The sequence below is a fragment of the Burkholderia sp. 9120 genome, from assembly GCF_000745015.1.
GTDB lineage: Bacteria > Pseudomonadota > Gammaproteobacteria > Burkholderiales > Burkholderiaceae > Paraburkholderia.
The window spans coordinates 2,437,458-2,461,025 of the sequence record NZ_JQNA01000002.1 but is presented as its reverse complement, the minus strand read 5'-3'; the positions used below and the strand labels follow the sequence as shown (position 1 = coordinate 2,461,025).

Annotated in this window: 24 protein-coding genes; 7 read left to right on the top strand and 17 right to left on the bottom strand. The window is 63.1% G+C overall.

Going from position 1 to position 23,568, the window contains the following annotated elements:
• Positions 1 to 2 precede the first annotated feature (2 nt).
• The 5 genes from metW to argB form a co-directional block, all read right to left on the bottom strand.
• Entirely contained in the window at positions 3 to 611 is a 609-nt protein-coding gene (metW, locus tag FA94_RS19130; RefSeq protein WP_035554102.1) for a methionine biosynthesis protein MetW, read from the bottom strand.
• Positions 608 to 1,753 carry a homoserine O-succinyltransferase MetX gene (gene metX / locus FA94_RS19125; RefSeq protein WP_035554101.1) on the bottom strand — a complete coding sequence of 382 codons (1,146 nt, stop codon included), beginning with the start codon at positions 1,751 to 1,753 and terminating at the stop codon, positions 608 to 610. Before metX ends, metW begins: the two co-directional genes overlap by 4 nt.
• Before the next feature lie 332 nt (positions 1,754 to 2,085).
• Positions 2,086 to 2,823, bottom strand: coding sequence for a nucleoid occlusion factor SlmA (gene slmA / locus FA94_RS19120; protein WP_035554100.1), 738 nt, complete (start codon positions 2,821 to 2,823; stop codon positions 2,086 to 2,088).
• The gene (locus FA94_RS19115) at positions 2,790 to 3,593 is read right to left on the bottom strand and encodes a pyrimidine 5'-nucleotidase (RefSeq protein ID WP_035554099.1); all 804 of its coding nucleotides are present in this window, start codon (positions 3,591 to 3,593) and stop codon (positions 2,790 to 2,792) included. Before FA94_RS19115 ends, slmA begins: the two co-directional genes overlap by 34 nt.
• A gap of 268 nt (positions 3,594 to 3,861) precedes the next feature.
• Positions 3,862 to 4,761, bottom strand: coding sequence for an acetylglutamate kinase (gene argB / locus FA94_RS19110; protein WP_035554096.1), 900 nt, complete (start codon positions 4,759 to 4,761; stop codon positions 3,862 to 3,864).
• 271 nt (positions 4,762 to 5,032) lie between these two features.
• Here argB and FA94_RS19105 point away from each other — a divergent pair, with 271 nt between their 5' ends.
• Positions 5,033 to 5,260: a cysteine-rich CWC family protein gene (locus FA94_RS19105; RefSeq protein ID WP_035554094.1), complete on the top strand. Its 228-nt coding sequence runs from the start codon at positions 5,033 to 5,035 to the stop codon at positions 5,258 to 5,260.
• Between the two features lie 111 nt (positions 5,261 to 5,371).
• On the opposite strand, the gene FA94_RS19100 is transcribed toward FA94_RS19105, so the two are convergent.
• The gene (locus FA94_RS19100) at positions 5,372 to 7,009 is read right to left on the bottom strand and encodes a tetratricopeptide repeat protein (RefSeq protein WP_035554092.1); all 1,638 of its coding nucleotides are present in this window, start codon (positions 7,007 to 7,009) and stop codon (positions 5,372 to 5,374) included.
• Between the two features lie 128 nt (positions 7,010 to 7,137).
• Here FA94_RS19100 and FA94_RS19095 point away from each other — a divergent pair, with 128 nt between their 5' ends.
• Complete coding sequence (locus tag FA94_RS19095; protein WP_035554089.1) at positions 7,138 to 8,448, top strand: ATP-binding protein; 1,311 nt, start codon at positions 7,138 to 7,140, stop codon at positions 8,446 to 8,448.
• Complete coding sequence (locus tag FA94_RS19090; protein WP_035554088.1) at positions 8,445 to 8,987, top strand: response regulator transcription factor; 543 nt, start codon at positions 8,445 to 8,447, stop codon at positions 8,985 to 8,987. Before FA94_RS19095 ends, FA94_RS19090 begins: the two co-directional genes overlap by 4 nt.
• Before the next feature lie 141 nt (positions 8,988 to 9,128).
• On the opposite strand, the gene hslU is transcribed toward FA94_RS19090, so the two are convergent.
• The 3 genes from hslU to dksA all read right to left on the bottom strand — a co-directional run bounded on the left by hslU (position 9,129) and on the right by dksA (position 11,764).
• Positions 9,129 to 10,475: an ATP-dependent protease ATPase subunit HslU gene (gene hslU / locus FA94_RS19085; protein WP_035554085.1), complete on the bottom strand. Its 1,347-nt coding sequence runs from the start codon at positions 10,473 to 10,475 to the stop codon at positions 9,129 to 9,131.
• A gap of 9 nt (positions 10,476 to 10,484) precedes the next feature.
• The gene (gene hslV, locus FA94_RS19080) at positions 10,485 to 11,021 is read right to left on the bottom strand and encodes an ATP-dependent protease subunit HslV (RefSeq protein WP_035554083.1); all 537 of its coding nucleotides are present in this window, start codon (positions 11,019 to 11,021) and stop codon (positions 10,485 to 10,487) included.
• Between the two features lie 323 nt (positions 11,022 to 11,344).
• The gene (dksA, locus tag FA94_RS19075; RefSeq protein WP_035554081.1) at positions 11,345 to 11,764 is read right to left on the bottom strand and encodes an RNA polymerase-binding protein DksA; all 420 of its coding nucleotides are present in this window, start codon (positions 11,762 to 11,764) and stop codon (positions 11,345 to 11,347) included.
• 73 nt (positions 11,765 to 11,837) lie between these two features.
• On the opposite strand from dksA, the gene FA94_RS38715 reads away from it, so the two are divergent.
• Entirely contained in the window at positions 11,838 to 12,200 is a 363-nt protein-coding gene (locus FA94_RS38715) for a hypothetical protein (protein WP_156126672.1), read from the top strand.
• Between the two features lie 253 nt (positions 12,201 to 12,453).
• On the opposite strand, the gene FA94_RS19070 is transcribed toward FA94_RS38715, so the two are convergent.
• From FA94_RS19070 to FA94_RS19040, 6 genes are all read right to left on the bottom strand, one after another.
• Positions 12,454 to 13,554 carry a CobW family GTP-binding protein gene (locus FA94_RS19070; RefSeq protein WP_035554079.1) on the bottom strand — a complete coding sequence of 367 codons (1,101 nt, stop codon included), beginning with the start codon at positions 13,552 to 13,554 and terminating at the stop codon, positions 12,454 to 12,456.
• 211 nt (positions 13,555 to 13,765) lie between these two features.
• Positions 13,766 to 14,968, bottom strand: a complete 1,203-nt coding sequence (locus FA94_RS19060) for a class I SAM-dependent rRNA methyltransferase (protein WP_035554074.1) — start codon at positions 14,966 to 14,968, stop codon at positions 13,766 to 13,768.
• Positions 14,969 to 15,059: 91 nt separating this feature from the next.
• Positions 15,060 to 15,983 (bottom strand): tyrosine recombinase XerC, encoded by a 924-nt coding sequence (gene xerC, locus FA94_RS19055; RefSeq protein ID WP_035554071.1) that lies wholly within the window; start codon positions 15,981 to 15,983, stop codon positions 15,060 to 15,062.
• A 54-nt stretch (positions 15,984 to 16,037) separates the two neighbouring features.
• Positions 16,038 to 16,769 (bottom strand): DUF484 family protein, encoded by a 732-nt coding sequence (locus FA94_RS19050; RefSeq protein ID WP_035554069.1) that lies wholly within the window; start codon positions 16,767 to 16,769, stop codon positions 16,038 to 16,040.
• 69 nt (positions 16,770 to 16,838) lie between these two features.
• Positions 16,839 to 17,702 carry a diaminopimelate epimerase gene (gene dapF, locus FA94_RS19045; RefSeq protein ID WP_035554066.1) on the bottom strand — a complete coding sequence of 288 codons (864 nt, stop codon included), beginning with the start codon at positions 17,700 to 17,702 and terminating at the stop codon, positions 16,839 to 16,841.
• 34 nt (positions 17,703 to 17,736) lie between these two features.
• The gene (locus tag FA94_RS19040; protein WP_035554064.1) at positions 17,737 to 18,621 is read right to left on the bottom strand and encodes a lipid A biosynthesis lauroyl acyltransferase; all 885 of its coding nucleotides are present in this window, start codon (positions 18,619 to 18,621) and stop codon (positions 17,737 to 17,739) included.
• A gap of 277 nt (positions 18,622 to 18,898) precedes the next feature.
• Between FA94_RS19040 and metK the strand changes: the two genes are divergently transcribed.
• Positions 18,899 to 20,089 carry a methionine adenosyltransferase gene (gene metK / locus FA94_RS19035; RefSeq protein WP_035554061.1) on the top strand — a complete coding sequence of 397 codons (1,191 nt, stop codon included), beginning with the start codon at positions 18,899 to 18,901 and terminating at the stop codon, positions 20,087 to 20,089.
• A gap of 100 nt (positions 20,090 to 20,189) precedes the next feature.
• On the opposite strand, the gene FA94_RS19030 is transcribed toward metK, so the two are convergent.
• Positions 20,190 to 20,558, bottom strand: coding sequence for a hypothetical protein (locus FA94_RS19030; protein WP_035554059.1), 369 nt, complete (start codon positions 20,556 to 20,558; stop codon positions 20,190 to 20,192).
• A gap of 631 nt (positions 20,559 to 21,189) precedes the next feature.
• Here FA94_RS19030 and FA94_RS19025 point away from each other — a divergent pair.
• Positions 21,190 to 21,951, top strand: a complete 762-nt coding sequence (locus FA94_RS19025; RefSeq protein ID WP_035554057.1) for a phytanoyl-CoA dioxygenase family protein — start codon at positions 21,190 to 21,192, stop codon at positions 21,949 to 21,951.
• A gap of 104 nt (positions 21,952 to 22,055) precedes the next feature.
• Here FA94_RS19025 and FA94_RS19020 read toward each other — a convergent pair whose 3' ends face one another.
• Positions 22,056 to 22,262, bottom strand: a complete 207-nt coding sequence (locus FA94_RS19020; RefSeq protein WP_035554055.1) for a DUF3185 family protein — start codon at positions 22,260 to 22,262, stop codon at positions 22,056 to 22,058.
• 235 nt (positions 22,263 to 22,497) lie between these two features.
• Here FA94_RS19020 and mgrA point away from each other — a divergent pair, with 235 nt between their 5' ends.
• The gene (gene mgrA, locus FA94_RS19015; protein ID WP_035554053.1) at positions 22,498 to 23,541 is read left to right on the top strand and encodes an L-glyceraldehyde 3-phosphate reductase; all 1,044 of its coding nucleotides are present in this window, start codon (positions 22,498 to 22,500) and stop codon (positions 23,539 to 23,541) included.
• The last annotated feature ends 27 nt before the right edge of the window (positions 23,542 to 23,568 follow it).

Below are 23,568 nucleotides of genomic sequence, written 5' to 3'. Positions count from 1 at the left end.
TGTTAGCTTTTCTTGACGCGATAGACCGCAAGACTACCACGCCAGTTCACCCCCCAACGCACCACCTGGCCGTCATGGAGCACGACGCGATCCAGAATTTCAATGCCGACTTCCGGCGCCAGCGCTTCGAAATCCTCGATGGTCAGCACCCGCACGTTCGGCGTGTTGTGCCATTGATAAGGCAGCGACTTCGACACCGGCATGCGCCCCTTCAACACCGACAGCCGGTGGGCCCAGTAACCGAAATTCGGAAACGACACGATGCATTCCTTGCCGACCCGTACGGTCTCGCGCAAGATCGCCGCGGTCTGATGGATGGTCTGCAGCGTCTGCGACAGGATCGCGAAATCGAAGCTGCGGTCTTCGAACAGGCGCAGGCCGTCTTCCAGATTCTGCTGGATCACGTTGACGCCGTTTTGCGTCGACGCCAGCACGCCGGCGTCGTTGATCTCGATGCCGTAGCCCTGCACGTCCAGTTCCTCGGTCAGCAGCGACAGCAGCGAACCGTCGCCGCAGCCGAGATCCAGCACGGACGCGCGCGGCTCGACCCAGCGGGCGATCGCGCGGAAGTCCGGGCGCAACGCCAGATAATCTAGTGCTCGCTGGTTCATGCGTTCACCTCTTTCGCGATACGTTCGTAATAGGCGCGCATCACGTTGTGATAGCGCGCGTCGTCGAGCAGGAAGGCGTCGTGGCCATGCGGCGCGTCGATTTCCGCGTAGGTGACGGTGCGCTTGTGGTCGAGCAGCGCCTTCACCAGTTCGCGCGAGCGGGCCGGCGCGAAACGCCAGTCGGTCTTGAAACTGGCGATCAGGTATTTCGCCGTGGTGTGCGCGACCGCGGCCGTCAGGTCGCCGTCGAAGGCTTTGGCCGGATCGAAATAGTCGAGCGCGCGTGTGATCAGCAGATAGGTGTTCGCGTCGAAGTAGTCGGCGAATTTGTCGCCCTGATAGCGCAGGTACGACTCCACTTCGAACTCCACGTCGAAGTTGAAGTTGTACGCGTCCACCGCGCCTTCCGCGCGGCGCAACGAGCGGCCGAATTTCTCGGCCATGTCGTCATCGGACAGATACGTGATGTGGCCGATCATTCGCGCGACGCGCAAGCCGCGCTTCGGCTTCACGTTATGCGCGTAGTAGTTGCCGCCGTGGAAGTCGGGGTCCGACAGGATCGCCGAGCGGGCGACCTCGTTGAATGCGATGTTCTGCGCCGACAGCTTAGGCGTGGACGCGACCACGATGCAATGCGCCACGCGCTCCGGATACATCACGCTCCACGCCAGCGCCTGCATGCCGCCGAGGCTGCCGCCCATGATCGCGGCGAAACGCGTAATGCCGAACTCATCGGCCACGCGCGCCTGGGCGTTGACCCAGTCTTCCACCGTCACGACCGGGAATGCCGCGCCGTAGGGATGGCCGGTCGCGGGATCGAGGCTCATCGGGCCGGTCGAGCCGAAGCACGACCCGAGGTTATTCACGCCGATCACGAAGAACCTGTCGGTATCGAGCGGTTTGCCCGGGCCGACCATGTTGTCCCACCAGCCGACGTCTTTCGGATTGTCTTCGTACACGCCCGCCACATGGTGCGACGCGTTGAGCGCGTGACACACCAGCACCGCATTGCTGCGCGCGGCGTTGAGCGTGCCGTAGGTCTCGACCATCAGGTCGTAACCGGCCAGCGTCGTGCCGTTCTGCAGTTGCAGAGGCTCGCTGAAATGCATTTTTTGGGGAGCGACGATACCGATCGATTCCATTCATTCCGCCGTTTAACAAATACAGGGCGGCTAGATGGCGTCGGCGAGGCACGGAGGAGAACGGCTGTGTGCGCGGCTGACGACCTCTTTAGCCGCATTTGTAGTGAACCGCGGGAGAAATTCCCGGCAGTTCGCGCGCCCGCAATCGAGTCAGCAAATCGGCGCGTAATAAATATTCAAGCGATATTTCAAGGTGTTCTGGGTGCTGCGGAAAGCGGCGTGGGAGGCACTTGGTAGGCATCCGGTGGCCGCAGTCAGGCGCAAAGTATAGCGGAAAATCCGGAGCGGCAGCGTCGCCGGCGCGGCCCGCCACGCGCGGCGGGCCGCGTGGACTACTGAAGAATCAGCAGGATTTGCGCGTCGGCGTGTTCGGCGGGCAGGCGCACAAATCCGCTGCGCACATAGCGGTGCCAGCGGCCGATGATGTAGCTCAGCAGCAGGCTCGCGCGAATCGCGGGATCGTAGCCGGCGGGTAGCGCGGCGGGGTTTTGTGCCGGCGCTTGCGGGTGGTTTTCGCGCGCGGTTTTGTCCGGGGTCGCGCTCTCGTCGCTGGCGGCCTCGATTTGCGCGAGCCGCAGACATTGTTTCAGCGACGCCTCCACCCGTTCCAGCATCTGATTGACGCGTTCGGTCAGCCGTTCATGCTCGCCGACCAGCGCCTCGCAGGTGAGCACGCGTGTCATGCCGGGATTCTTCGCGGGGAAATTGAGCAGCATCAACGCGATCGCGCGGGCCTGCAGCACGCCGTTGCTTTCTTTGCCGGCGATCTGGTTGATCAGCCCAAAGATGGTCTGTTCGATGAACTCGATGAGCCCTTCGAACATTTGCGCCTTGCTGGCGAAATGGCGGTACAGCGCGGCTTCCGAGACGCCCAGCCGGGCGGCGAGCGCCGCCGTGGTGATCTTTTCGCATTTTGGCGCTTCCAGCATCGCGGCGAGCGTCTGCAGGATATGCACGCGGCGCTCGCCTGGCTTCAGGCGCTGCGCGCGCGGGGCCGCGGCTGCCGCGACGGGCTCGTGTTCAGGTTCGTGTTCGGCTAAGGCTTCGTCAGGCTTGTCGATCGGCTGCATGGCTGTCGTCCCGTCTGCTGTCCCTTCAATCGAACCGAGCGGGTGCCCAGTCGTAGCGATTTTAACGAACGAATGCTCTGATCGACATAGTGCGGCCGACCGGTGCCCGGCAGGCGCGTCGGCACGCCGTCCACGTGCGGCTTGCGCGGCAGATGGCCGGTGATCCACACGGTGCGGATGCCCAGACGCCGATAGTTCTTCAGATGCGAGCGCGTGTCTTCGACGAGTATCACGTCTTTCAGCGCGACGTGGGCTTCGCGCATGGCCTTGCGCAGCATGGCGTGGTCGGGCTTGGCGCGCCAGCGGCGGCGATCGGCCATATGTTCGATCGCGATCACCTGCTCGAACAGACGCTCGATGCGCAGTTCCGCCAGCACCGCGCGCGCATACGCTTCGGGCGCGTTAGTCAGCACGATCTTGCGGCCCGGCAGCGCCGCCACGAGGCGCGCCACGCCGCGTTCGTAGCGGATCATCGAGCCGAGATCCGGGAACGTGTGCACGAACTTCAGGAAATCATGCGGATCCAGCGGATGGTGCCGCGTGAGGCCCAGCAGCGCCGCGCCGTAGCGCTGCGTGTAGACGCGGCGCATGCGGTTCGCTTCATCGACATCCACCTTTAGCGTGTCGATGATGTACCGATTCATGCCCTGATTGATCGCCGGAAAGATGGCGTGCGAGGCGTGGTGCAGGGTGTTGTCGAGATCGAACAACCAGACCGGTTTGCCACCGGCGATATGCGGACGGCGGCGCCGCGAAGTGGGAGTGCGCATGAGGTGCGGCGCCGTTCAGGCGCGAAGTGTCGCGTCAGGCAACGAACGTTTGCGGTTCGTGGCGCCGGCGGCGAGATAAGAATGGGAGTGTGCTGGCGCGCCTTGCTGGCGCGTTGCGGGTCGCCGTCGTTGTGAAGGCGGCTGGCTGTGAAGACGAATGCGGGTGCGGCTGTGAGTGCGGCTGTAAAGCGCGCGACTGCGGAACGACTGCACGGCACATAGTGCACGCCGTTAAGACGTGCGCTATGTGCCGGGATTGAGGCAGGAATCAATGCGAACGGATCATCGTGCCGAACGGCTGTTCGGTGAGAATTTCCAGCAGCACCGAGTGCTCGATGCGACCGTCGATAATGTGCACCGAACGCACGCCGCTCTTGGCCGCGTCCAGCGCCGACGAAATTTTCGGCAGCATGCCGCCGGAGATCGTGCCGTCGGCGAACAGACCGTCGATTTCGCGCGCGGACAGATCGGTCAGCAAGTTGCCTTCTTTATCCATCACGCCGGGAATGTTGGTCATCATCACGAGCTTTTCGGCGTTCAGGACGACCGCCAGTTTGCCCGCGACCAGATCCGCGTTGATGTTGTACGACAGGCCGTCTTCGCCGAAGCCGATCGGCGAGATGACCGGGATGAACGCGTCGTCTTGCAGCGCCTTCACCACCGCCGGATTGATCGCCTCGACCTCGCCGACCTGGCCGATGTCGACGTACTGGCCCGGGTTGTCGCGATCCGGCATCAGCATCTTGCGCGCGTGGATCAGGCCGCCGTCTTTGCCGGTGAGGCCGACCGCGTGGCCGCCGAAATGGTTGATCAGCGTGACGATGTCTTGCTGCACTTCGCCGCCGAGTACCCATTCGACGACTTCCATCGTCTCTTCGTCGGTGACGCGCATGCCCTGGATGAACGTGCCCTGTTTGCCGATCTTCTTCAGCGCCGTGTCGATTTGCGGACCGCCGCCGTGGACGATAACCGGATTGATACCGACCAGCTTCAGCAGAATCACGTCGCGCGCGAAGCCCTGCTTGAGACGCTCCTCGGTCATGGCGTTGCCGCCGTATTTGATCACCACGGTCTTACCGTGATATTGACGAATGTAAGGCAGCGCCTCGGCCAGGATTTCAGCCTTCAGGGTGGGCGCGATCTGCGAAAGGTCGGGAAGCTCGGACATGGCGGCAGGCTCAGGCACGGAACAGTTAAAACACGGCGAATTGTACAGGACTGGCGCGCTGCAACAGGGTTTTCGACAGCGGCGCCGGTGGCGGGCGGCGCGGCTTTTTGCGCACTGCGCCATGACGGCCCGCGAATGCCGGCCGACCATCAAGCCTAACGCGGTTCGAAGGCGTTTGTGTATTAGCCGAATGGACGACTAACAGCGCTTCGCCGGTAGTGGCATCATCTACGGATCGATGCCCGATTCAGCGCGTTTATCCGACCCTGCCATGAAACCGTCCGCCTCCCGCAACGAAAGCAGCGCGCGCTGTCCGCGCTGCGGTAACGCGTTCGATTGTTCGAGGCATGCGCAGCCGTTCGACTGCTGGTGCCGCGAGATGCCGTCGTTGCCGGCGGAGCGGCTGGATCCGGCCGGCGGATGCTTGTGTCCGGAGTGCCTCGCGGCGGAGATTGCGCGAGCGACTCAGGCGCGGCCGCCCGGTGGTGCTTTGACGTGAGGTTGTGGGAACGGCGGCGGGTTGACGACAGAGCCCAGGATTCGCGGACGATTCGTCGATAGCCCGCTTACGAAGCGCTTTTGGCCCGCTTGCGGCCTGCCCATAACGCACTTATAACGCGCGATACCCCGCCGCGAGCGCGCTCAGGTCGCGGGCGACGGCCTCCAGCGGCGGTTCCCACAGACCAAACTGCGGTTGCCGGTACAGCGTGGCGCTCGGATACCAGGGGCTGTCGCGGCGATCGAGCAGCCAGACCCAGTGCGGATTGACGTCGAGCAGCACCCAGGTGCGCTGGCCGAGCGCGCCGCTCAAATGCGCCGTCGACGTGCACACGGTGATGACGAGGTCGAGCGCGCTCACGAAGGCGGCGGTGTCGTCGAAGGTGGCAAATTCAGCGGTGTAGTCGGTCATGGGCAAACCGGCGTTTCGAGCTGCCGCCACGTCGGCCTCAGCACCCGGCTGCAACGAATAGAACGCCACGTTTTGCATTCCGCCGAAATGAGCCGCGCAGCGTTCCCAGCCAACCCGCCGGAATGGATTGCGCTGATGGCCGAGGCTGCCGGTCCATGTCAGTCCGACTTTCAACCGCGTTTCGCCAGCCAGCCTATGACGCCACGACTGGCTGGCCGCGGCGTCCGCATGCAGATATCGAGCGGCAGCCGGAATCGTCTCGGCACGCGTGCCGAAGATCAACGGCAGGCTGAGCAACGGAATCTCATAGTCGAACGGCCGCAGCGATTCCAGATCGACGCCGGTTGAGTAACCGTCCGCGTGCCGACCGAGGCTGCGCGCGAGCAGTGCGCCCATCTGCGGAAACGAATTCCAGATCACGCGCCCGCCTTCGCGATGCACGCGGTCGGCCAGCATCGGGATATAGCGGCTGAACTGCAGCACGTCGCCCATGCCTTGTTCGCCCCACACCAGCAGCGTTTTTCCGGCGAGCGGTTCGCCGCGCCAAGTCGGCGCCGGTATCGCGGGCCGGTTGCCGCCGAGTTCCGCCGAGCCGTCCCAGCGAGCCTCGTGCGACTGCCAGCCGTTTGGGCAATCGCCGCGCATCAATTGCAGCATCGCGAGATTCGAGCGCATCGTCGCATTCGAGGGGGCGATCGCGCAGGCGGTTTGGGTGGCCTGTTCGGCCTCTGCCCAGCGTTGCGCTTCGCGTAGAGCCAGCGCATAGTTGTTGAGCGCCAGCGGGCTGAGCGGCGCACATTGCACGGCTCTCGCGCCGGCTTCAAGCGCACGCGGCAGGTTCATGCCGGTGCGACACGCATGCGTGAGATTCGTCCACGCATCGCCCTCGTCGGGTTCGTCTCGCACCGCGCTTTCCAGCAGCGCGAGCTGTTCGCTCGGGTTGCCACCGGTCAGCATCAATGCACCGGCGAGATTGCTGCGCAGCCGGGGCAAAGTCGGATCGATGGCAAGTGCGCGGCGGTAAGCGGCAATCGCCTCGCCATGCCGGTTCGCCATTTGCAAAACGTAGCCGAGACGGAAATGCGTTAAAGCGCGACGCGAATCGAGTTGGGCAATAATGGCGGCGAGTTCGATCGCCTCGCCGTGACGGGCCTGCGCAAGCAACGTGGCGGTGAGCGTTTCAAGCGATTCGTCGTCGAGCGGATGCAACTGGCCCGCGGCGTCGAGCCATTGGGCTTCGGTATGGGCCGTGCCGTTTTGGCGCGCTGCGGCAGCATGCCGCAGAAAATTCAGGAAAGCTGATGAGACATCAGCCTCGCAGTCGGAGGTAGGTAGCATGGAAGAGTGGTGCGCCGGAAGAGCCGATGCCGAAGGATCGGTCCGAGCGTCGCTATCGCAAAAAATCCATGGTACCGACGCGAGGCTGCGCAGTAAGTCGGACTAGTCTGAACAGGTACACTCAAGTCATGCATCGAATAACCAACACCGGTCGCGTCAATCTGGGTCATCTGTTCTGGCTGCGTAGTCTGGCCATCATCGGACAGCTAGTGACCATCGCGGTCGTGCAGATCTTTATCGGCGTGCACCTGCCGTTGCCCGCCATGCTGCTCGTGATCGCGCTCGAAGTGATCTTCAACGGACTCACGTGGTGGCGGGTTTCGCAGCAACGGCCCGAATCCAACATGGAGCTGTTCGGCCAGATCTGGGTCGATCTGGGCGCGTTGTCCGCGCTGCTGTTCCTCTCGGGCGGCACCACCAATCCGTTTGTATCGCTCTATCTGCCTTCGCTGGCCATTGCCGCGGCGGTGCTGCCATGGCATCTGATGGCGTGGCTCGCGGCATTCGCCGTGGCCTGCTACGCGGTACTCGGTTTCGATTCCGTGCCGCTCAATCTCGACAACCCCGCGAACCTGTTCGACTACTACCGCGCCGGCATGTGGGTGAACTTCATGGTCAGCGTGGGGCTGATTGCATGGTTCGTTGCACGTATGTCGCGCGCGCTGCGACTACGTGACGCAGCGCTCGGAGATGCGCAGCAGCGCTTGCTTCATGACGAGCGCGCGGTCGCACTGGGTGTGCAGGCGGCCACCGTCGCGCACGAAATCGGCACGCCACTGTCTACAATTGCAATGTTGTCCGAAGAATTGCGTGACGCGGCACGTACCGACAAAGGGCTCGCGCCCTACAGCGCCGACATCGAGTTGCTCGAGCAGCAGATGTCGCTGTGCACGTCGGCGCTGGCCAGATTGCGCAGCCGTGCCTCGACGACCACGAGCCGGCAGCCGGTCGGCGAATGGCTCGAATCGTTCGGCGAGCAGTGGCGCTTGCGTCATCCGCATGTGAAATTCGAGCGGATCGGTGTGCCGCCGCCCGAGGTCAGTCTTGACGATACGGTAGCCGTGAGTCAGATTCTCACGATTCTGCTCGACAACGCCGCGCGTGCAAGCCGCGATCACGTGACACTGGCCTGCACGCTGGCGGCGCGCGGCGACCAGATCGTGTTTGAAGTCTGCGACGCGGGCCCCGGCATTCCCGCCGCGCTGCGTGGCTCGCTCGGCGCGATGCCGGTGGAGAGCACGCAAGGCGGACACGGCGTGGGTCTCTATCTGGCTTTTTCGGCGGCGGCGCGTTTGAGAGGGTCGATCGAACTGACCGACGTCAGCCCGATCAAGCCGCGTGGCACGCGAGCGCTTCTGAAGCTGCCGCTCGCCGGGCGCAAATTATCAGGCGTGGGCCGTCAAGGCAGCGCGCCATCCAACACGGAGAAACAGGCATGAGCGAAATGAATTTTCTGGTGATCGACGACGATGAGGTGTTCTCCGGCATCCTCGCTCGCGGTCTGACGCGGCGCGGTTATACGGTGAGCGAAGCGCACAACGCGGACGAGGCGATCAAGCTGGCGAATCAGCAGAAGTTCAGCCAGATCACGGTGGATTTGCATCTCGGCAGCGACTCCGGTCTGACGCTCGTCGCGCCTTTACGTGATCTGCAGCCCGACGCGCGCATGCTGGTGCTGACCGGCTACGCCAGTATCGCCACGGCGGTGCAGGCGGTGAAAGACGGCGCGGACAACTACCTCGCCAAGCCCGCTAACGTCGAGACGATTCTGTCGGCGCTGCAAAGCGAAGCGAGCGCGCTGCAGGCGGAAGAGGCGATCGAACATCCCACGCCGCTTTCGGTTGCGCGTCTGGAGTGGGAGCATATTCAACGCGTGCTCGCCGAACACGGCGGCAATATTTCGGCGACCGCGCGGGCGTTGAACATGCATCGTCGGACCTTGCAGCGCAAGCTGGCCAAGCGGCCGGTCAAACAGTAAGCCGTCATAGCTTCGCTGGCGTTTCGGCGGGGCGAAAAAAACGGGCTGCCTGGTTAAGGGCAGCCCGTTTTTTTGCGATTCGCGTCTGATCTACATCAAGCAATCCGCACGCGAATCAACGGTGCGATATCGGCGTCAATATCACAGCACGTAACGCGACAGATCTTCGTCTTCCGCCACTTCGTTCAGCGCGCGATCCACATACGCCGCGTCGATCTGCACCGTCTTGCCCGAGTGATTGCCGGCCGCGAACGAGACTTCTTCGAGCAGCTTTTCGATCACCGTGTACAAGCGGCGCGCGCCGATGTTCTCGGTCTTCTCGTTCACCGAATAAGCGATCTCGGCGAGACGACGAATACCGTCGTCGGCGAATTCGAGGTGCACGTCTTCCGTGGCGAGCAGCGCCTGGTATTGCTTGACGAGGCTCGCGTCCGTAGACACCAGGATCGATTCGAAGTCGTTCACCGACAGCGAGTCCAGTTCGACGCGAATCGGGAAACGGCCCTGCAGTTCCGGAATCAGATCGCTCGGCTTGGCCAGATGGAACGCACCGCTCGCGATGAACAGAATGTGGTCGGTCTTCACCATGCCGTACTTGGTGTTGATCGTGGTGCCTTCCACCAGCGGCAGCAGATCGCGCTGCACGCCCTGACGGGACACTTCACCGCCGCCGGCTTCGGCGCGCGACGCGATCTTGTCGATCTCGTCGAGGAACACAATGCCGTTCTGCTCGACGTTCTGCACCGCCTTCGCTTTCACCTCTTCCTCGTTCAGCATCTTGCCGGCTTCTTCGTCGGTAAGAACCTTCAGCGCTTCCTTCACCTTCAGCTTGCGACGCGTTTTCTTGCCGCCGCCGATGTTCGCGAACATGGAGCGGATCTGTTCGGTCATGTCTTCCATGCCCGGCGGCCCCATGATGTCCATGCCCGCTTGCGGCTGCTCGACGTCGAGCTCGATTTCCTTGTCGTCGAGCAGGCCTTCGCGCAGACGCTTGCGGAAGGTGTGGCGCGTGGTGCTGCTTTCGTCCGCGGTGTCGATGACGCTCGAACTCGCACCGAAGCCGACCGGGCGCGCGCTCGGCAACAGAATGTCGAGAATGCGGTCTTCGGCCTGGTCTTCAGCCTTGGTGCGCACTTTGCGCATTTCCGTTTCGCGCGTTTGCTTGACGGAGATTTCGATCAGATCGCGCACGATGCTGTCGACGTCGCGGCCCACGTAACCGACTTCGGTAAACTTGGTCGCTTCGATCTTGATGAACGGCGCGTCGGCGAGTTTCGCCAGCCGCCGCGCGATCTCGGTTTTGCCGACGCCGGTCGGTCCGATCATCAGAATGTTCTTGGGCGTGATTTCCTGGCGCAGCGGATCTTCAACCTGCTGACGCCGCCAGCGATTGCGCAGCGCCACGGCCACTGCTTTTTTCGCGCGGCCTTGGCCGATGATGTGTTTGTCGAGTTCCGAGACGATCTCGGCAGGGGTCATGGTGCTCATCGTGGGTCCTTACTCGATCGTCTCGATGACGCGGTTATGGTTCGTGTAGATGCACATGTCGCCAGCAATTGCCAACGACTTCTCCACGATTTCGCGGGGCGACATCTCGGTGTTCTGAGCCAGCGCGATCGCGGCGGCTTGTGCGTACGCGCCGCCCGAACCGATTGCGCAGATACCGCCTTCCGGATCGAGCACGTCGCCGTTACCGGTGATGACGAGCGTGGTGGTTGCGTCTGCAGTGATCAGCATGGCTTCGAGCCGGCGCAGCATGCGGTCGGTGCGCCAGTCTTTCGCGAGTTCGACGGCCGCGCGCGTGAGGTTGCCCTGATGTTTTTCCAGCTTCGCTTCGAAGCGGTCGAGCAGCGAGAAGGCGTCTGCCGTGCCGCCGGCGAAGCCGACCAGCACCTTGCCGTTGTAGATGCGCCGGACCTTCTTCGCACCGCCTTTCATGACGATGTTGCCCAGCGTCACCTGGCCGTCGCCGCCGAGCGCGACCTTGTCGCCGCGCCGCACGGAGACGATCGTCGTGCCGTGAAATTGCTCCATATGCGTTCCTCTTTGCAAAACGGGTAGGACGCGGCAGCACAATGCGCCACCGCATGAATCCTGAAAGCGGACGGCGCGCGGCGCTGGGATCAACCGGCCTGGCGCGCGCTCGTGCAGCGCATGTCCGGTTTATTTTAGGGCGTACGCGGTCATATCAAGAGCCGGCAAAAGGCATAGGCCAAAAAACGGTGTTTCGGCGCGGCGCCGGGCTGGCAGTGAACGCATGAAAGCGTCGCACAAAAGAAAAAAGGCGCACGGATCACCGTGCGCCTCTCGACGAAGCAGCGTTTGAGGGCGCGGAGCCGAAGCCGCGCCGCAGGCGTTCAGTCGCCGAACAGCTTCTGGCGCAGTTCGCGGCGTTCCTGCGCTTCGAGCGACAGGGTAGCCGTGGGCCGTGCGAGCAGACGCGGAATGCCGATCGGCTCGCCGGTTTCTTCGCACCAGCCGTAGTCGCCCGAATCGATGCGCGCGATCGATTGCTGCACCTTCTTCAGCAGCTTGCGTTCGCGGTCGCGCGTGCGCAGTTCGAGCGCATGCTCTTCTTCGATCGTTGCGCGGTCGGCCGGGTCCGGCACGATTACCGTTTCGCGCAGGTTCTCGGTCGTCTGGCCGGCATTGCGGAGAATGTCCGCTTGCAGCTGTTCGAGCTTGTTCTTGAAGAAAGCGAGCTGATCCGCATTCATGTAATCCTTGTCGCTCATCTTCAGGATTTCGGCTTCGGTCAAGAGTCGTTTCGTCGTCATCTGGCTTACTTCTTCAATGTGAGGCAAAACTCTTACATAGTGCCCGCACTTTCGTATTGCCCGCAAAGGCGCCTTGAAGACGCTGAGCGCAGGGCAGGCACGGACGACGATGGACTGTCGTGACGCCGAAGCGCCTGGCGCCCACACGCCGTGGCGTCGCAGCGCCTATGCGGGACCGAACTCCTCTGGAAACCGATTCTCAAATGCTCCTGAGGCATTGCTTACCGGCAGCGCGCCTGTTCAGGCGCTGCCAGCCGGCATTGTCGGCGTATTTCCGGACAAGATTTTCCGGCGCCGTTTCAGGCCCGGCGCGGGATACGCGCTGACCGGGCAATTCGTTGTCATTCTCCAGTGGGCACGTATTGTAACTGAATCACAATCCGGCACCGCATCTCGCGAAAATCCCCGGCGGCGCGCCGATATCCCGAAAATATAACGCGCGCCAGACCAAAAAGCGATGGTCGTGCACGCTTTAATACAGCAGGGTTTTCACGCGCTTTTCACACGCGCGACATTTCAGCGGGCTTTCGGTTACCGACTGCTCGTATTCCGCAGAGGATTGCCGCGCCGCGCGTCATGCAGCACGCGTATTTGAGAGCCTGATAGCACGGCGCGTGCCGCGTCCACACTGTCGTGCGCGCGGCAGCGCCGTCGGGGCGCGGGCGTTTGCCGGCGCCCTCGGCCGGGCGTTATGCGAGGCAGGCGTCCAGACCGTCGGTGATCAGGTCTTGCGGCAGTTCGATGCCGATAAACACCATCTTGTTGGTCTTTTTCTCGATCGGCTGCCATTTCGCGGCCAGATCGCTGCCCATCATCTGATGCACGCCCTGGAACACGACTTTACGGTCGACGCCCTTCATATACAGCACGCCCTTGTAGCGCAGCAGGCGTTCGCCGTAGATCTGCAGGATGCCGCCGAGGAAGTCTTCCAGCTTGTTCGGATCGAACGGGCGATCGTTGCGGTAGACGAACGACTTGATCTTGTCGTCGTGGTGCGCGTGGTGGTGATGCGCGTGATCGTGGCCTTCGTGATCGCACTTGCCGTGGTCATGATCGCAGTCGGCGTGATCGTGCTCGTCGTGGGCATGCGTATGACCGTGCTCGTCGTGCGCGTGAGCATGACTGTGCGCGTGTTCGTCTTCGGCGAGGAAGTCCGGGTCGATCTCGAGCTTCGAATTCAGGTTGAAGCCACGCAGGTCGAAGATTTCCTTGATGTCCGCTTCACCGAAATTGACGACCTTGATCGCCGCTTTCGGGTTCATGTGCAGCAGGCGGTGACGCAGCGCGTCCACATGCTTTTCGTCGACGAGGTCGGCCTTGGTGATGAACAGGCGATCGGCGAAACCGACCTGGCGCTGCACCACTTCGTGCTCGTCCAACTGGTGGTTCGCGTGCTTCGCGTCGACCAGCGTGATGATCGCGTCGAGCAGGAATTCGTCGGCGATCTGGTTATCCATGAAGAAGGTTTGCGCGACCGGACCCGGATTCGCGAGACCGGTGGTTTCGATCACGATGCGGTCGAAATCCACTTCGCCGGCCTGCTTCTTCGCGGCCAGATCGCCCAGCACGCGCGCGAGGTCGCCGCGGATCGTGCAGCAGATGCAGCCGTTGCTCATCTGGATGATCTGCTCGGTCGTGTCCTGCACGAGAATTTCGTTGTCGATGTTCTCTTCGCCGAACTCGTTTTCGATCACGGCGATCTTCAAGCCGTGCTTTTCGTTCAGGATGCGCTTGAGCAGGGTGGTTTTGCCGCTGCCGAGAAAGCCGGTGAGGATGGTGACTGGGATCATGAGGGTCGCCTGTATCTGGTTGTTCGTGAAACTTGCGGAATCTGAGCGTGAGCCGTGGGCCGTGAAGCGGGGCGCGGCAGCCGGTGGCGCGCAGCCCTGCCTGACCGGTTATTGGAACATATCTGTCAAGCCGGTGCAGGCGGGCGGCTTCAGGCTGGTGCTTCAACCGCCGCACCGCCGGCGCGCGAAATAACCCTGAAGCTATGGGCGATCAGGCGATTTGCAACAGCAGGCCCTTCAGGTATTCGCCTTCCGGGAACGCGGTGAGCAGCGGATGATCCACGCCCGCGCCGAGCCGCTTGAGAATCCGCGCGTCGACGCGCGCGTCGGCGGCCGCGCTGGAGACGATCTTCTGGAACAGCTCGGAGTCGATCGCGCCGGAACACGAGTAGGTGAACAGCAGGCCGCCCGGGCGCAGCAGCTTCAGCCCAGTCAGATTGATGTCCTTGTAAGCACGCGACGCGCGGTCCACGTGTTCTTTCGACGGCGCGAATTTCGGCGGATCGAGCACGACCAGGTCGAAGCGCTCGCCTTCATCGTAGAGACGGCGCAGCGTCTTGAACGCGTCGGCGTCGAGCCACGTTGCGCGTTCGGCGTCGAAGCCGTTGGCCGTGACGTTCTGCTGCGCGATCGCCAGCGCGTCGCCGGACGAATCGATCGACACCACTCGTTTGGCGCCGCCCTTCAACGCCGCCAGCGAGAAGCCGCCGGTGTAGCAGAAGCAGTTCAGCACTTCGCGACCCTGCGCGAGCTGCTGCACGAGCAGGCGGTTATCGCGTTGATCGACGTAGAAGCCGGTTTTATGACCGTTGCGCACGTCGACGTGGTAACGCACGCCGTTTTCGCTCGCGATCAACGCGTCCGACGGCGCTTCGCCCGCCAGCACGCCGGTGATCTGTTCGAGTCCTTCTTTCTGGCGGATCGACACGTCCGAGCGCTCGTAGACGTTCGGGCAGCCGGTCGCGTCGGCCAGTGCGGCGACGATCGCGTCCTTCCACGCCTCGACGCCCGCGGCCATGAACTGGCAGACCAACTGGCTGCGCTGGCCTTCGTCTTCGGCGACGTAGTGATCGACGATCAGGCCGGGCAGGCCGTCCGCTTCACCGAAAATCAGCCGCACCGCGCCGGTGTCGTGCACCATCGTCCGCCGATGCGCGAGCGCGCGTTGCACGCGGCGCTTGAAGAATGCGTGATCGATCGGCTCGCTTTCGTCGAAGCTCCACACCCGCGCGCGGATCTGCGAATGCGGGCTGTAGGCAGCGCGGGCGAGGAAACGGCCGTCGTGCGCGCGCACCAGCACGGTGACGCCGGGCGCGGGATTGCCGTCGACGCGATCGATCGCGTTGGCATAGACCCACGGATGGCGGCGCAGCAGCGACTTTTCTTTCGACGGTTTGAGCGTAACGATATTCATCAGGGTGTCAGCAGAGCATTAAGCCGCGCGGCAAGGCGCACGCGGCGGGTGAAGCGAAACCGGAGACTGCGAACCGCTTCAACGAGCGGAATCAGTCGCGTTTTTTGGCGCGTGGATGCGCCTTGTCGTAGACGTGCGCGAGATGCTGGAAATCGAGCGCGGTATAGACCTGCGTGGCGGTGATGCTGGCATGGCCGAGCAGTTCCTGCACCGCGCGCAGATCGCCGCTCGACTGCAGCACATGCGTGGCGAACGAGTGCCGCAACACGTGCGGATGCACGTTGGCGGGAATGCCGGCGACGAGCGCCGCGCGTTTCACGCGCTCGCGCGTCACGTTCGGCGACAACCGGTTGCCGCGCGCCGACAGAAACAGCGGATGCGGATCGTGCTTCACCATCTGGTCGCGCACCGCCAGCCACGCATTCAATGCCTCCAGCGCCTTGCGGCCGACCGGCACGATGCGGCGCCGGTTGCCCTTGCCGAGCACTTCGACTTCGGCCGCATCGAGCTTGAGCCAGCCGGCGGAGCGGTAGCCGTCGGCATCGGCGAAACGGGCGTCGAGGCCCACCAGTTCCGACAGCCGCAGACCCGACGAGTAGAACAGTTCGAGCATTGCATGATCGCGCAAGCCTTCGAGCGATGCGGGCGGCGGGCTTTCCATCAGCCGCGTGGCGTCGTCGACGGACAGCGCTTTGGGCAGCGTTTTCGGCTGCTTCGGCGCGCGCACGGTCGCGACCGGGTTGGCCGGCAGATCGACGCGGCCGGCGAGCCAGCGGTAAAACGCGCGCCATGCCGACAAGCGGTGGCTGATTGATCGCGCCGTCAGGCCGCCCGCATGCGCGCGGGATACGGCGCCGCGAATATCCACCGCGGTCAGGCTTTGCAGCGGCCGGCCCTTGGCCAGCAACCGGAGTTCGTCGAGTTCGTGGGTATAGCCGCGCAGCGTATGCGCCGACAGCCGCCGCTCATGTTCGAGATTCGACAGATAGGCGGCGATCGGGTCGGCTTCGGTCACGATGGGCTTTTAGCGGCGAGGGCGGCGGTAGCGGATCGGTTGCACGATCGGCGCTCAGCGCGGCAGCAAACGGCTCAGCGCGGCGCTGGCCAGCGCGCCGATCTGCGTCAGGAAATCGGTCGCCATGCCGTCGTGGAAGCGGCGCGCGTCGGCGGAACCCATCACCAGCAGGCCGAAGGTCGGTGCTTCTTCCTTGCCCTCGGGGTCGCGCAGCGCGAGCAGTGCGATCGATTCGGTGACGTGCGCGGCTTCGGACGGCGCTGCGCCGGACGCGCTTTCTTCAGGCGCGGCAGCCGTCGCATTCGCGGACGGCACCAGCCACTGCGCCGCTTCGAAGCCGGTGTTCGCGCCGCAATACGGCGTGGTCAGGCTATTGGCGAAAATCCGCACTTCTTCACCGACGTGGCGCGCGAAATCGGCTTGCGCATAAGGCTCGGCCACGTCCCACACGCGCAGCGCGGCTTGCGGCACGTCGAAGATATCGCGCAAACCGCTGGCGATCGTGCGCGGCAACGCGTACGGATCGCGCTCGGCCATCACGCGGATGGTCCAGCGATTGAATTTCGACGCGATGCTGTCGTTCTCGTGGCCGTAGCGCAGCAGCTCGGCGAGGCGGCGTTCGAGATGCTTGTTCTTGTCGCGCAGCATTTCCATCTGCCGTTCCTGCAGCGACACCGCGGCTTTGCCGTGCGGGTTCGCGAGCCGGATGGTCGCGAGTGTCTCCGCGTGGTCGGCGAAGAATTCGGGGTTGGCGAGCAAATATTCGGCGACTTCGCGATCGTTCATGGTTTCGGCTAAAGGACTACGGGGCGACGCCCTGGGGCGGCGCTTCGGTCAATGGATTCAGGCAGCTAACTAATCGGCCAGCTCAATCTCGCCTTCGAAGACGGTCGCCGCAGGGCCGGCCATCAGCAACGGCTCGTCGGCTTTTGCACTGTCCCACGTGATGGTCAGCTTGCCGCCATGCGTATGCACGAGCACCGGCGCCTCGAGCAAACCGCGCCGGATTCCGGCCGCGACTGCCGCGCACGCGCCCGTGCCGCATGCCAGCGTTTCGCCGGCGCCGCGCTCGAACACACGCAACTTGATCTCGCTACGGCCGACGATCTGCATGAAGCCCGCGTTCACGCGCTGCGGAAAGCGCGCGTGACGCTCGATCACCGGGCCTTCGACCAGCACTGGAAACGCTTCGACGTCGTCGACCACTTGCACCGCGTGCGGATTGCCCATGGACACCACTGAAATCCAGCGCGTCGTGCCGTTCACGTCGAGCGGCCACAGCGTGTCCGCGCCTTCGCGACGGCCTTCGAGGCCCTTGGTGGCAAACGGCACGCGTTCCGGGTCGAACACCGGCGCGCCCATGTCGACGAGCACCTCGCCGTTTTCCTGCAGGGTCAGCGTGAGGGTGCCGTTCTGCACCTGCACGCGCACCGTGCGCTGGTCGGTCAGACCCTTGTCGCGCACGAACTTCACGAAACAGCGCGAGCCGTTGCCGCAATGTTCGACTTCACCGCCGTCGCAATTGAAGATGCGATATCTGAAATCGACGCCTGCGATGGTGGGCTTTTCCACCAGCAGCAACTGGTCGGCGCCGACGCCGAAATGCCGGTCCGCGAGCGCGCGCACCTGCGCCGGCGTCAGGTTGACCGGTTGGGTGTAGCCGTCGAGCACGACGAAGTCGTTGCCCGCGCCGTGCATTTTGGTGAATTTCAGTTTCATCACGCTATTGTAAGTGACGCGCCCACGCCTGCGTTCAATACACGCTGGGTTCGCCGGGCGGGCGGGTTTTGAAGCGCTTGTGCACCCAGTAGTACTGCTCGGGTATCAGCTGAATCTGTTCTTCCAGGAAGGCGTTCATGCGACGGGCGTCCGCGTCGTCGTCGCCAGTGGGGTAGTTCTCCCACGGCTTGAATACCTTCAGCCGGTAACCCTTGTAGTTCGGCAGCACCTCGCCGATGAACGGCACGACCTGCGCGTGCCCGACTTCCGCCAGACGGCCTACCGCAGTGAGCGTGCAGGCGGGCACGCCAAAGAACGGCACGAAGGTGGAGTTGCGCGTGCCGTAGTCCATGTCGGCGCCCAGCATGACCGGTTTGCGGTCGCGCAGCCAGCGCAGCACGATGCGAGCGCTGTCGGCGCGGCTCGCCATGTCGGAGCCGAAGCGGCCGCGTGCGGCCTTCGCCACGTCGTCGAGCACCTTGTTGGACATCGGCTGGTAGAGCGCGCCGCACTGCCGGTGCAGCGAGTAATTGATGAACACGGAGCCGGCCTCGATGCCGACGAAATGCGCGCCTAGCAACAGCGTGGGCGGCATGTCCGGATCCAGCAGGTCGACCTCGCTGTCCACCTGAATGAGTTTCTTCAATTTTTCCGCCGAGCCGAACCACTGGACGCTGCGCTCCACGTAGCTGCGGATCGCGTGGCGGAAATGTTTCTGCGCGATCTCTTCGCGATGCTCCGCGCTCCACTCCGGGAAACACAGGCTCAGGTTGACGTGGACGACGCGTTTGCGCTTGCTGGGAATCTGATAAAGCAGCCAGCCTAGTCCGTCGCCCAGTCTTGCCACGAAACCGTAGGGCAGCAGTGCCAGAAATTTGAGCAGGCCGATCGCCAGATGGGCGCCAAGACGACTCAGCATGTCGGTCCTCCGCTCAGGGCGTCGAGCGACGGTTTACTCAAGAAATTCTGGATCGGGTCGAAATGCAACACGGGTGGACACTCTGTGACAAACAAAGGAAGCCGCTATAATAAGGGCTTCGCCGAGTTAATAGACAACTTGCGGGGCGAAGCTGGCGGGTCCGATCCACGTGATAGGCCCCAGCCAGTAAGGTATTCCGCTAAAGCGTCGCCGCTTCAAGGCTCCCGAAGCTGGCTACGTGAAACTCAACCGTAACCACACAATTGGAGTCTGAAACGTGGCAAACGACTATCTCTTCACTTCCGAATCCGTCTCCGAAGGCCATCCCGACAAAGTCGCGGATCAGATCTCTGACGCGATCCTCGACGCTATCCTGACGCAAGACAAGTACTCGCGTGTCGCAGCGGAAACGCTGTGCAACACGGGTCTGGTCGTGCTGGCCGGTGAAATCACCACCACCGCGAACGTCGATTACATCCAGGTCGCGCGCAATACGATCAAGCGCATCGGCTACGACAACACCGAATACGGCATCGACTACCGCGGCTGCGCGGTGCTCGTCGCTTACGACAAGCAATCGCCGGACATCGCCCAAGGCGTGGACCGCGCGCACGACAACAACCTTGATCAAGGCGCCGGCGACCAGGGCCTGATGTTCGGTTACGCGTGTGAAGAAACGCCGGAACTGATGCCGCTGCCGATCCACCTGTCGCACCGTCTGGTGGAACGTCAGGCGAATCTGCGCCGCGACGGCCGTCTGCCGTGGCTGCGTCCGGACGCGAAGTCGCAGGTCACCGTGCGCTACGTCGACGGCAAGCCGCATTCGATCGACACCGTCGTGCTGTCCACGCAGCATTCGCCGGATATCGAACTGGCCACGCTGCGCGAAGCCGTGATCGAAGAAGTCATCAAGCCGACGCTGCCGGCCGAACTGATCAAGGGCGACATCAAGTTCCTCGTGAACCCGACCGGCCGCTTCGTGATTGGCGGTCCGCAAGGCGATTGCGGCCTGACGGGCCGCAAGATCATCGTCGACACGTACGGCGGCGCGGCGCCGCACGGCGGCGGCGCGTTCTCGGGCAAGGATCCGTCGAAGGTCGACCGTTCGGCGGCTTACGCCGGTCGTTATGTCGCGAAGAACATCGTGGCTGCCGGTCTGGCTTCGCGCTGCCTGATTCAGGTGTCGTACGCGATCGGCGTCGCTGAGCCGACTTCGGTGATGGTCAACACGTTCGGCACGGGCCGCGTGTCGGATGCAACGATCACGCGCCTCGTGCAGGAGCATTTCGACCTGCGTCCGAAGGGCATCATCCAGATGCTCGACCTGCTGCGCCCGATCTACGAGAAGAGCGCGGCTTACGGTCACTTCGGCCGTGAAGAGCCGGAATTCACGTGGGAATCCACGGACAAGGCTTTGGCGCTCGCTGAAGCTGCCGGTACGGAACCGGTCGCTGCGCTGGTTGAATAAGCGCGGGCTGTCCGCTTAAGAAAAACCCCGCCGGGCGTGAGCCCGGCGGGGTTTTTTTATTGCTGGTGCGCTGGTTGGGGCGAGCTGTTTTGCTACGCGCTTAACGGCTCGCAAACGCGAACGCGAACCAGCCGGTGCTGCCGTTCGTCGACATGCGGCGCGGACGGCGGCTCGTGTTTTGTGGCGCGGCAACCGGCACGAGTTGCGGGGCGGCGAGGCGTAGCGGCGTCGGCTTGCGCAGCAGCGTGCGCAGCGAAAAGCGCCGCGAACTGCCTTGCAGACGCAGCGCGGAGAAGAACGTGTGGAACCAGGTGCGAATGCCGTCGACCGCTTTGGCATCGCGCCATTGTTCGCCCATTGCGCGGGTGCGCGTGGCATGGTGGCGCAGCGCGCGCACGACATGGCGGCGCGCCGGACGTGCCGCTTTCAGCGCGGCGCGGGTAAGGCGGGTATTGAGAAGAGTATGCATGGCTTCACAGGTGGGCAACGCGTCGCGTGTCGGAAGGTGCGTCAGTCAGAGCAGCAAATGTGCCAATGACAGGATCGCAAGGAACGGCGCGAATGCCCGGGATTCGATCGGAAAAGGCACGGAGGCCGATGATATTGGCCTTAGCGGCCAGTATGCGGCGCGCTAGTGCGGGAATGGCGTTAAACATGTATGCAGGCTACACGTGATTCATGACGTCAGAAAGTCGGTTTTTACCCTGCGAATCGGGGTTTTTACGGAGTAAAGCGATGGTGCGCGTCGACGGGGTCGCGCCCTTTGCGACCGATTATCGTGCGTGTTTGCCCGTTTGACGTGCGGGCATTTTGCCGCGTCGCGAGTGACCCGGTGCGCATCTAGGATTGGTTGCGAGAAATCGCGGATTCTTAATCCATTCGCATTGAATGATTAATCTTCAGGCATTTTCAGATTGATTCTGGAATACCCGATCACGGTTCATTACGTCCGCGAAGTAATTCGATTTCACTCTAACGCTCGTGGCGAGCGGGCTATTCACTGATTTGCGCTACGTCTTCCCGCACCGCGAAACTGCGCACTGTCCGATCGCGCCCGCTTTACAATCGAGGGATCAGCTAGTCGACGGTAACGGAACACCATGTCACTTCATTCGAAGAAAGAGCAGATTCAGACGTTGCGGGAGCAGGGTTTTGTCGTGGTGCCCGGATTGGTGTCGCCCGAGCGTTGCGATGAGTTGAAGCAGATTGCACTGCGCCAGTTGCACGAAGCGGCGGCGCCGATCGAGTTCGAGGCGGATCTGAAATACCCCGGCGCGCCCGATTCCAGGCATGCGCCGGGCGGCCAGACGGTGCGCCGCTTGCTGGACGCCTATGGCCGCGCGCCGGCCTTTGCGCAATGGGCCACCGCGCCGGAAATTCGCGGCTGGATGGAGCTGTATTTCGGTGAGGAACCGCGCCTGTCGCGCGCGCATCACAACTGCGTGATGACCAAGCATCCGGCGTACGGCAGCTTGACCGGCTGGCATCGCGACGTGCGTTACTGGTCGTTCGAGCGCGACGATCTGGTGTCGGTGTGGGTGGCGCTCGGCTCCGAAACGGTCGACAACGGCGCGCTTTGGCTGGTGCCGAAGTCGCACAACGCGTCGTTCACCTCCGAACGCTTCGACGAGGCCAAGTTTTTCCGCTCCGATCTGCCGGACAACGAGGCATGGATTCGCACCGCGGTATCGCCCGAACTCAAGGGCGGCGACGTGGTGTTCTTCCACTGCAATACGCTGCATTCGGCCGGCAAGAACCTCAGCGACCAGGTGAAGTTTTCGCTGGTCTACACCTATCACGGCGCGAGCAACGTGCCGTTGCCGGGCAGCCGGTCGGCGGCCAAGCCCGAGGTGGCGTTCTGATTGTTTGAGCCGGGTGGTTGATCCAGCACGTGGCGCGGCTCGCGCCATCGTCGGGTGCCTCGGCGCCTGAAGCCAGGCGCCGCGCACCGGCAGCTAATCGCCGCTTACCGTTTGCGCCCCGACAACGCGACGCCGGTCAGGCCGGCGATCGTGGCCGCCACGCCGGCGACGATCAGCATGATCGCCTTATTCGTCGGCGAACCCGTGAAGACACGCGAAACCTCGCTGCTCACCGAGTTGAACGCCTGACCGCCGAAATACAGCAGCACGATACCGCCGACAATCAGCGCGATTGAAATCGCCTTCACCATCTACTTCTCCCATCAGTTCGGTCCGCGCAAAGTGTAGGGGACGTGCAAGCAATCGTCCATCCCGCATACTGGGCCTCTGCAGGGTTCACGTCGATTGGCTACCATAGCGGACCAGCCGTCTATAACAACGCGTCGACAACACGTCGAGCGACACATCGCGAAGTACGCCTCCCGCAGCATGCGATTGCCTCACGCCCGCACTGGTTGGGCAACCTCAACTTCAAGGACACAAGCAATGGCTTACGAAGCAGCTTCAGAACGCTATTCGGACATGCAGTACCGCGTCTGCGGCAAGTCGGGTCTCAAACTGCCGGCGCTGTCGATCGGCCTGTGGCACAACTTCGGCGACACCACGCCGATCTCCACGCAGCGCGACATTCTGCGCACGGCCTTCGACCTCGGCATCACGCACTTCGACCTAGCGAACAATTACGGCCCGCCGTACGGCAGTGCCGAAACCAACTTCGGCCGTCTGTTCAAGGACGACTTCAAGCCATATCGCGACGAGCTGCTGATTTCGTCGAAGGCCGGTTGGGACATGTGGCCGGGCCCGTACGGGCAGGGCGGCGGCTCGCGCAAGTACGTGCTTGCGAGTCTCGACCAGAGCCTGCAGCGCATGGGCCTCGACTACGTCGACATTTTCTATTCGCATCGTTTCGATGCCGATACGCCGCTCGAAGAAACCGCCGGCGCGTTGGCCACTGCCGTGCAGCAAGGCAAGGCGCTGTACATCGGGATTTCGTCGTACTCGGCCAGCAAGACGCTTGAAATGGCGAAGCTGCTCGCCGAATACAAAGTGCCGCTGCTGATCCATCAGCCCGCGTACAACATGCTCAACCGCTGGATCGAACACGAGTTGCTGGATACGCTGGAGCAGGTCGGCGCGGGGTCGATCGCGTTCACGCCGCTCGCGCAAGGTCTGCTGACCGGCAAGTATCTGAACGGCGTGCCGCAAGACGCGCGCGTCAATAAGCCGGGCGGCGGTTCGTTGAAGCAGGAGCATTTGAGCGAGCAGAACATCGAGCACGTGCGCAAGCTCAACGACATCGCGCAGCGTCGCGGCCAGAGCCTCGCGCAAATGGCGCTCGCCTGGGCGTTGCGCGACCCGCGCGTGACCTCCGTGCTGATCGGCGCGAGCCGGGCGGAGCAGGTGCGTGAGAACGTCGGCGCGTTGAAGAACCTCGCGTTCTCGAAAGACGAACTCGCGGAGATCGACCGCTACGCGACCGAAGGTGGCATCAACCTGTGGGAAAAGCCGTCGACGGATCAGGCGATCTGATTCCCGGCGCTTGCAGGCCGAAGTCGT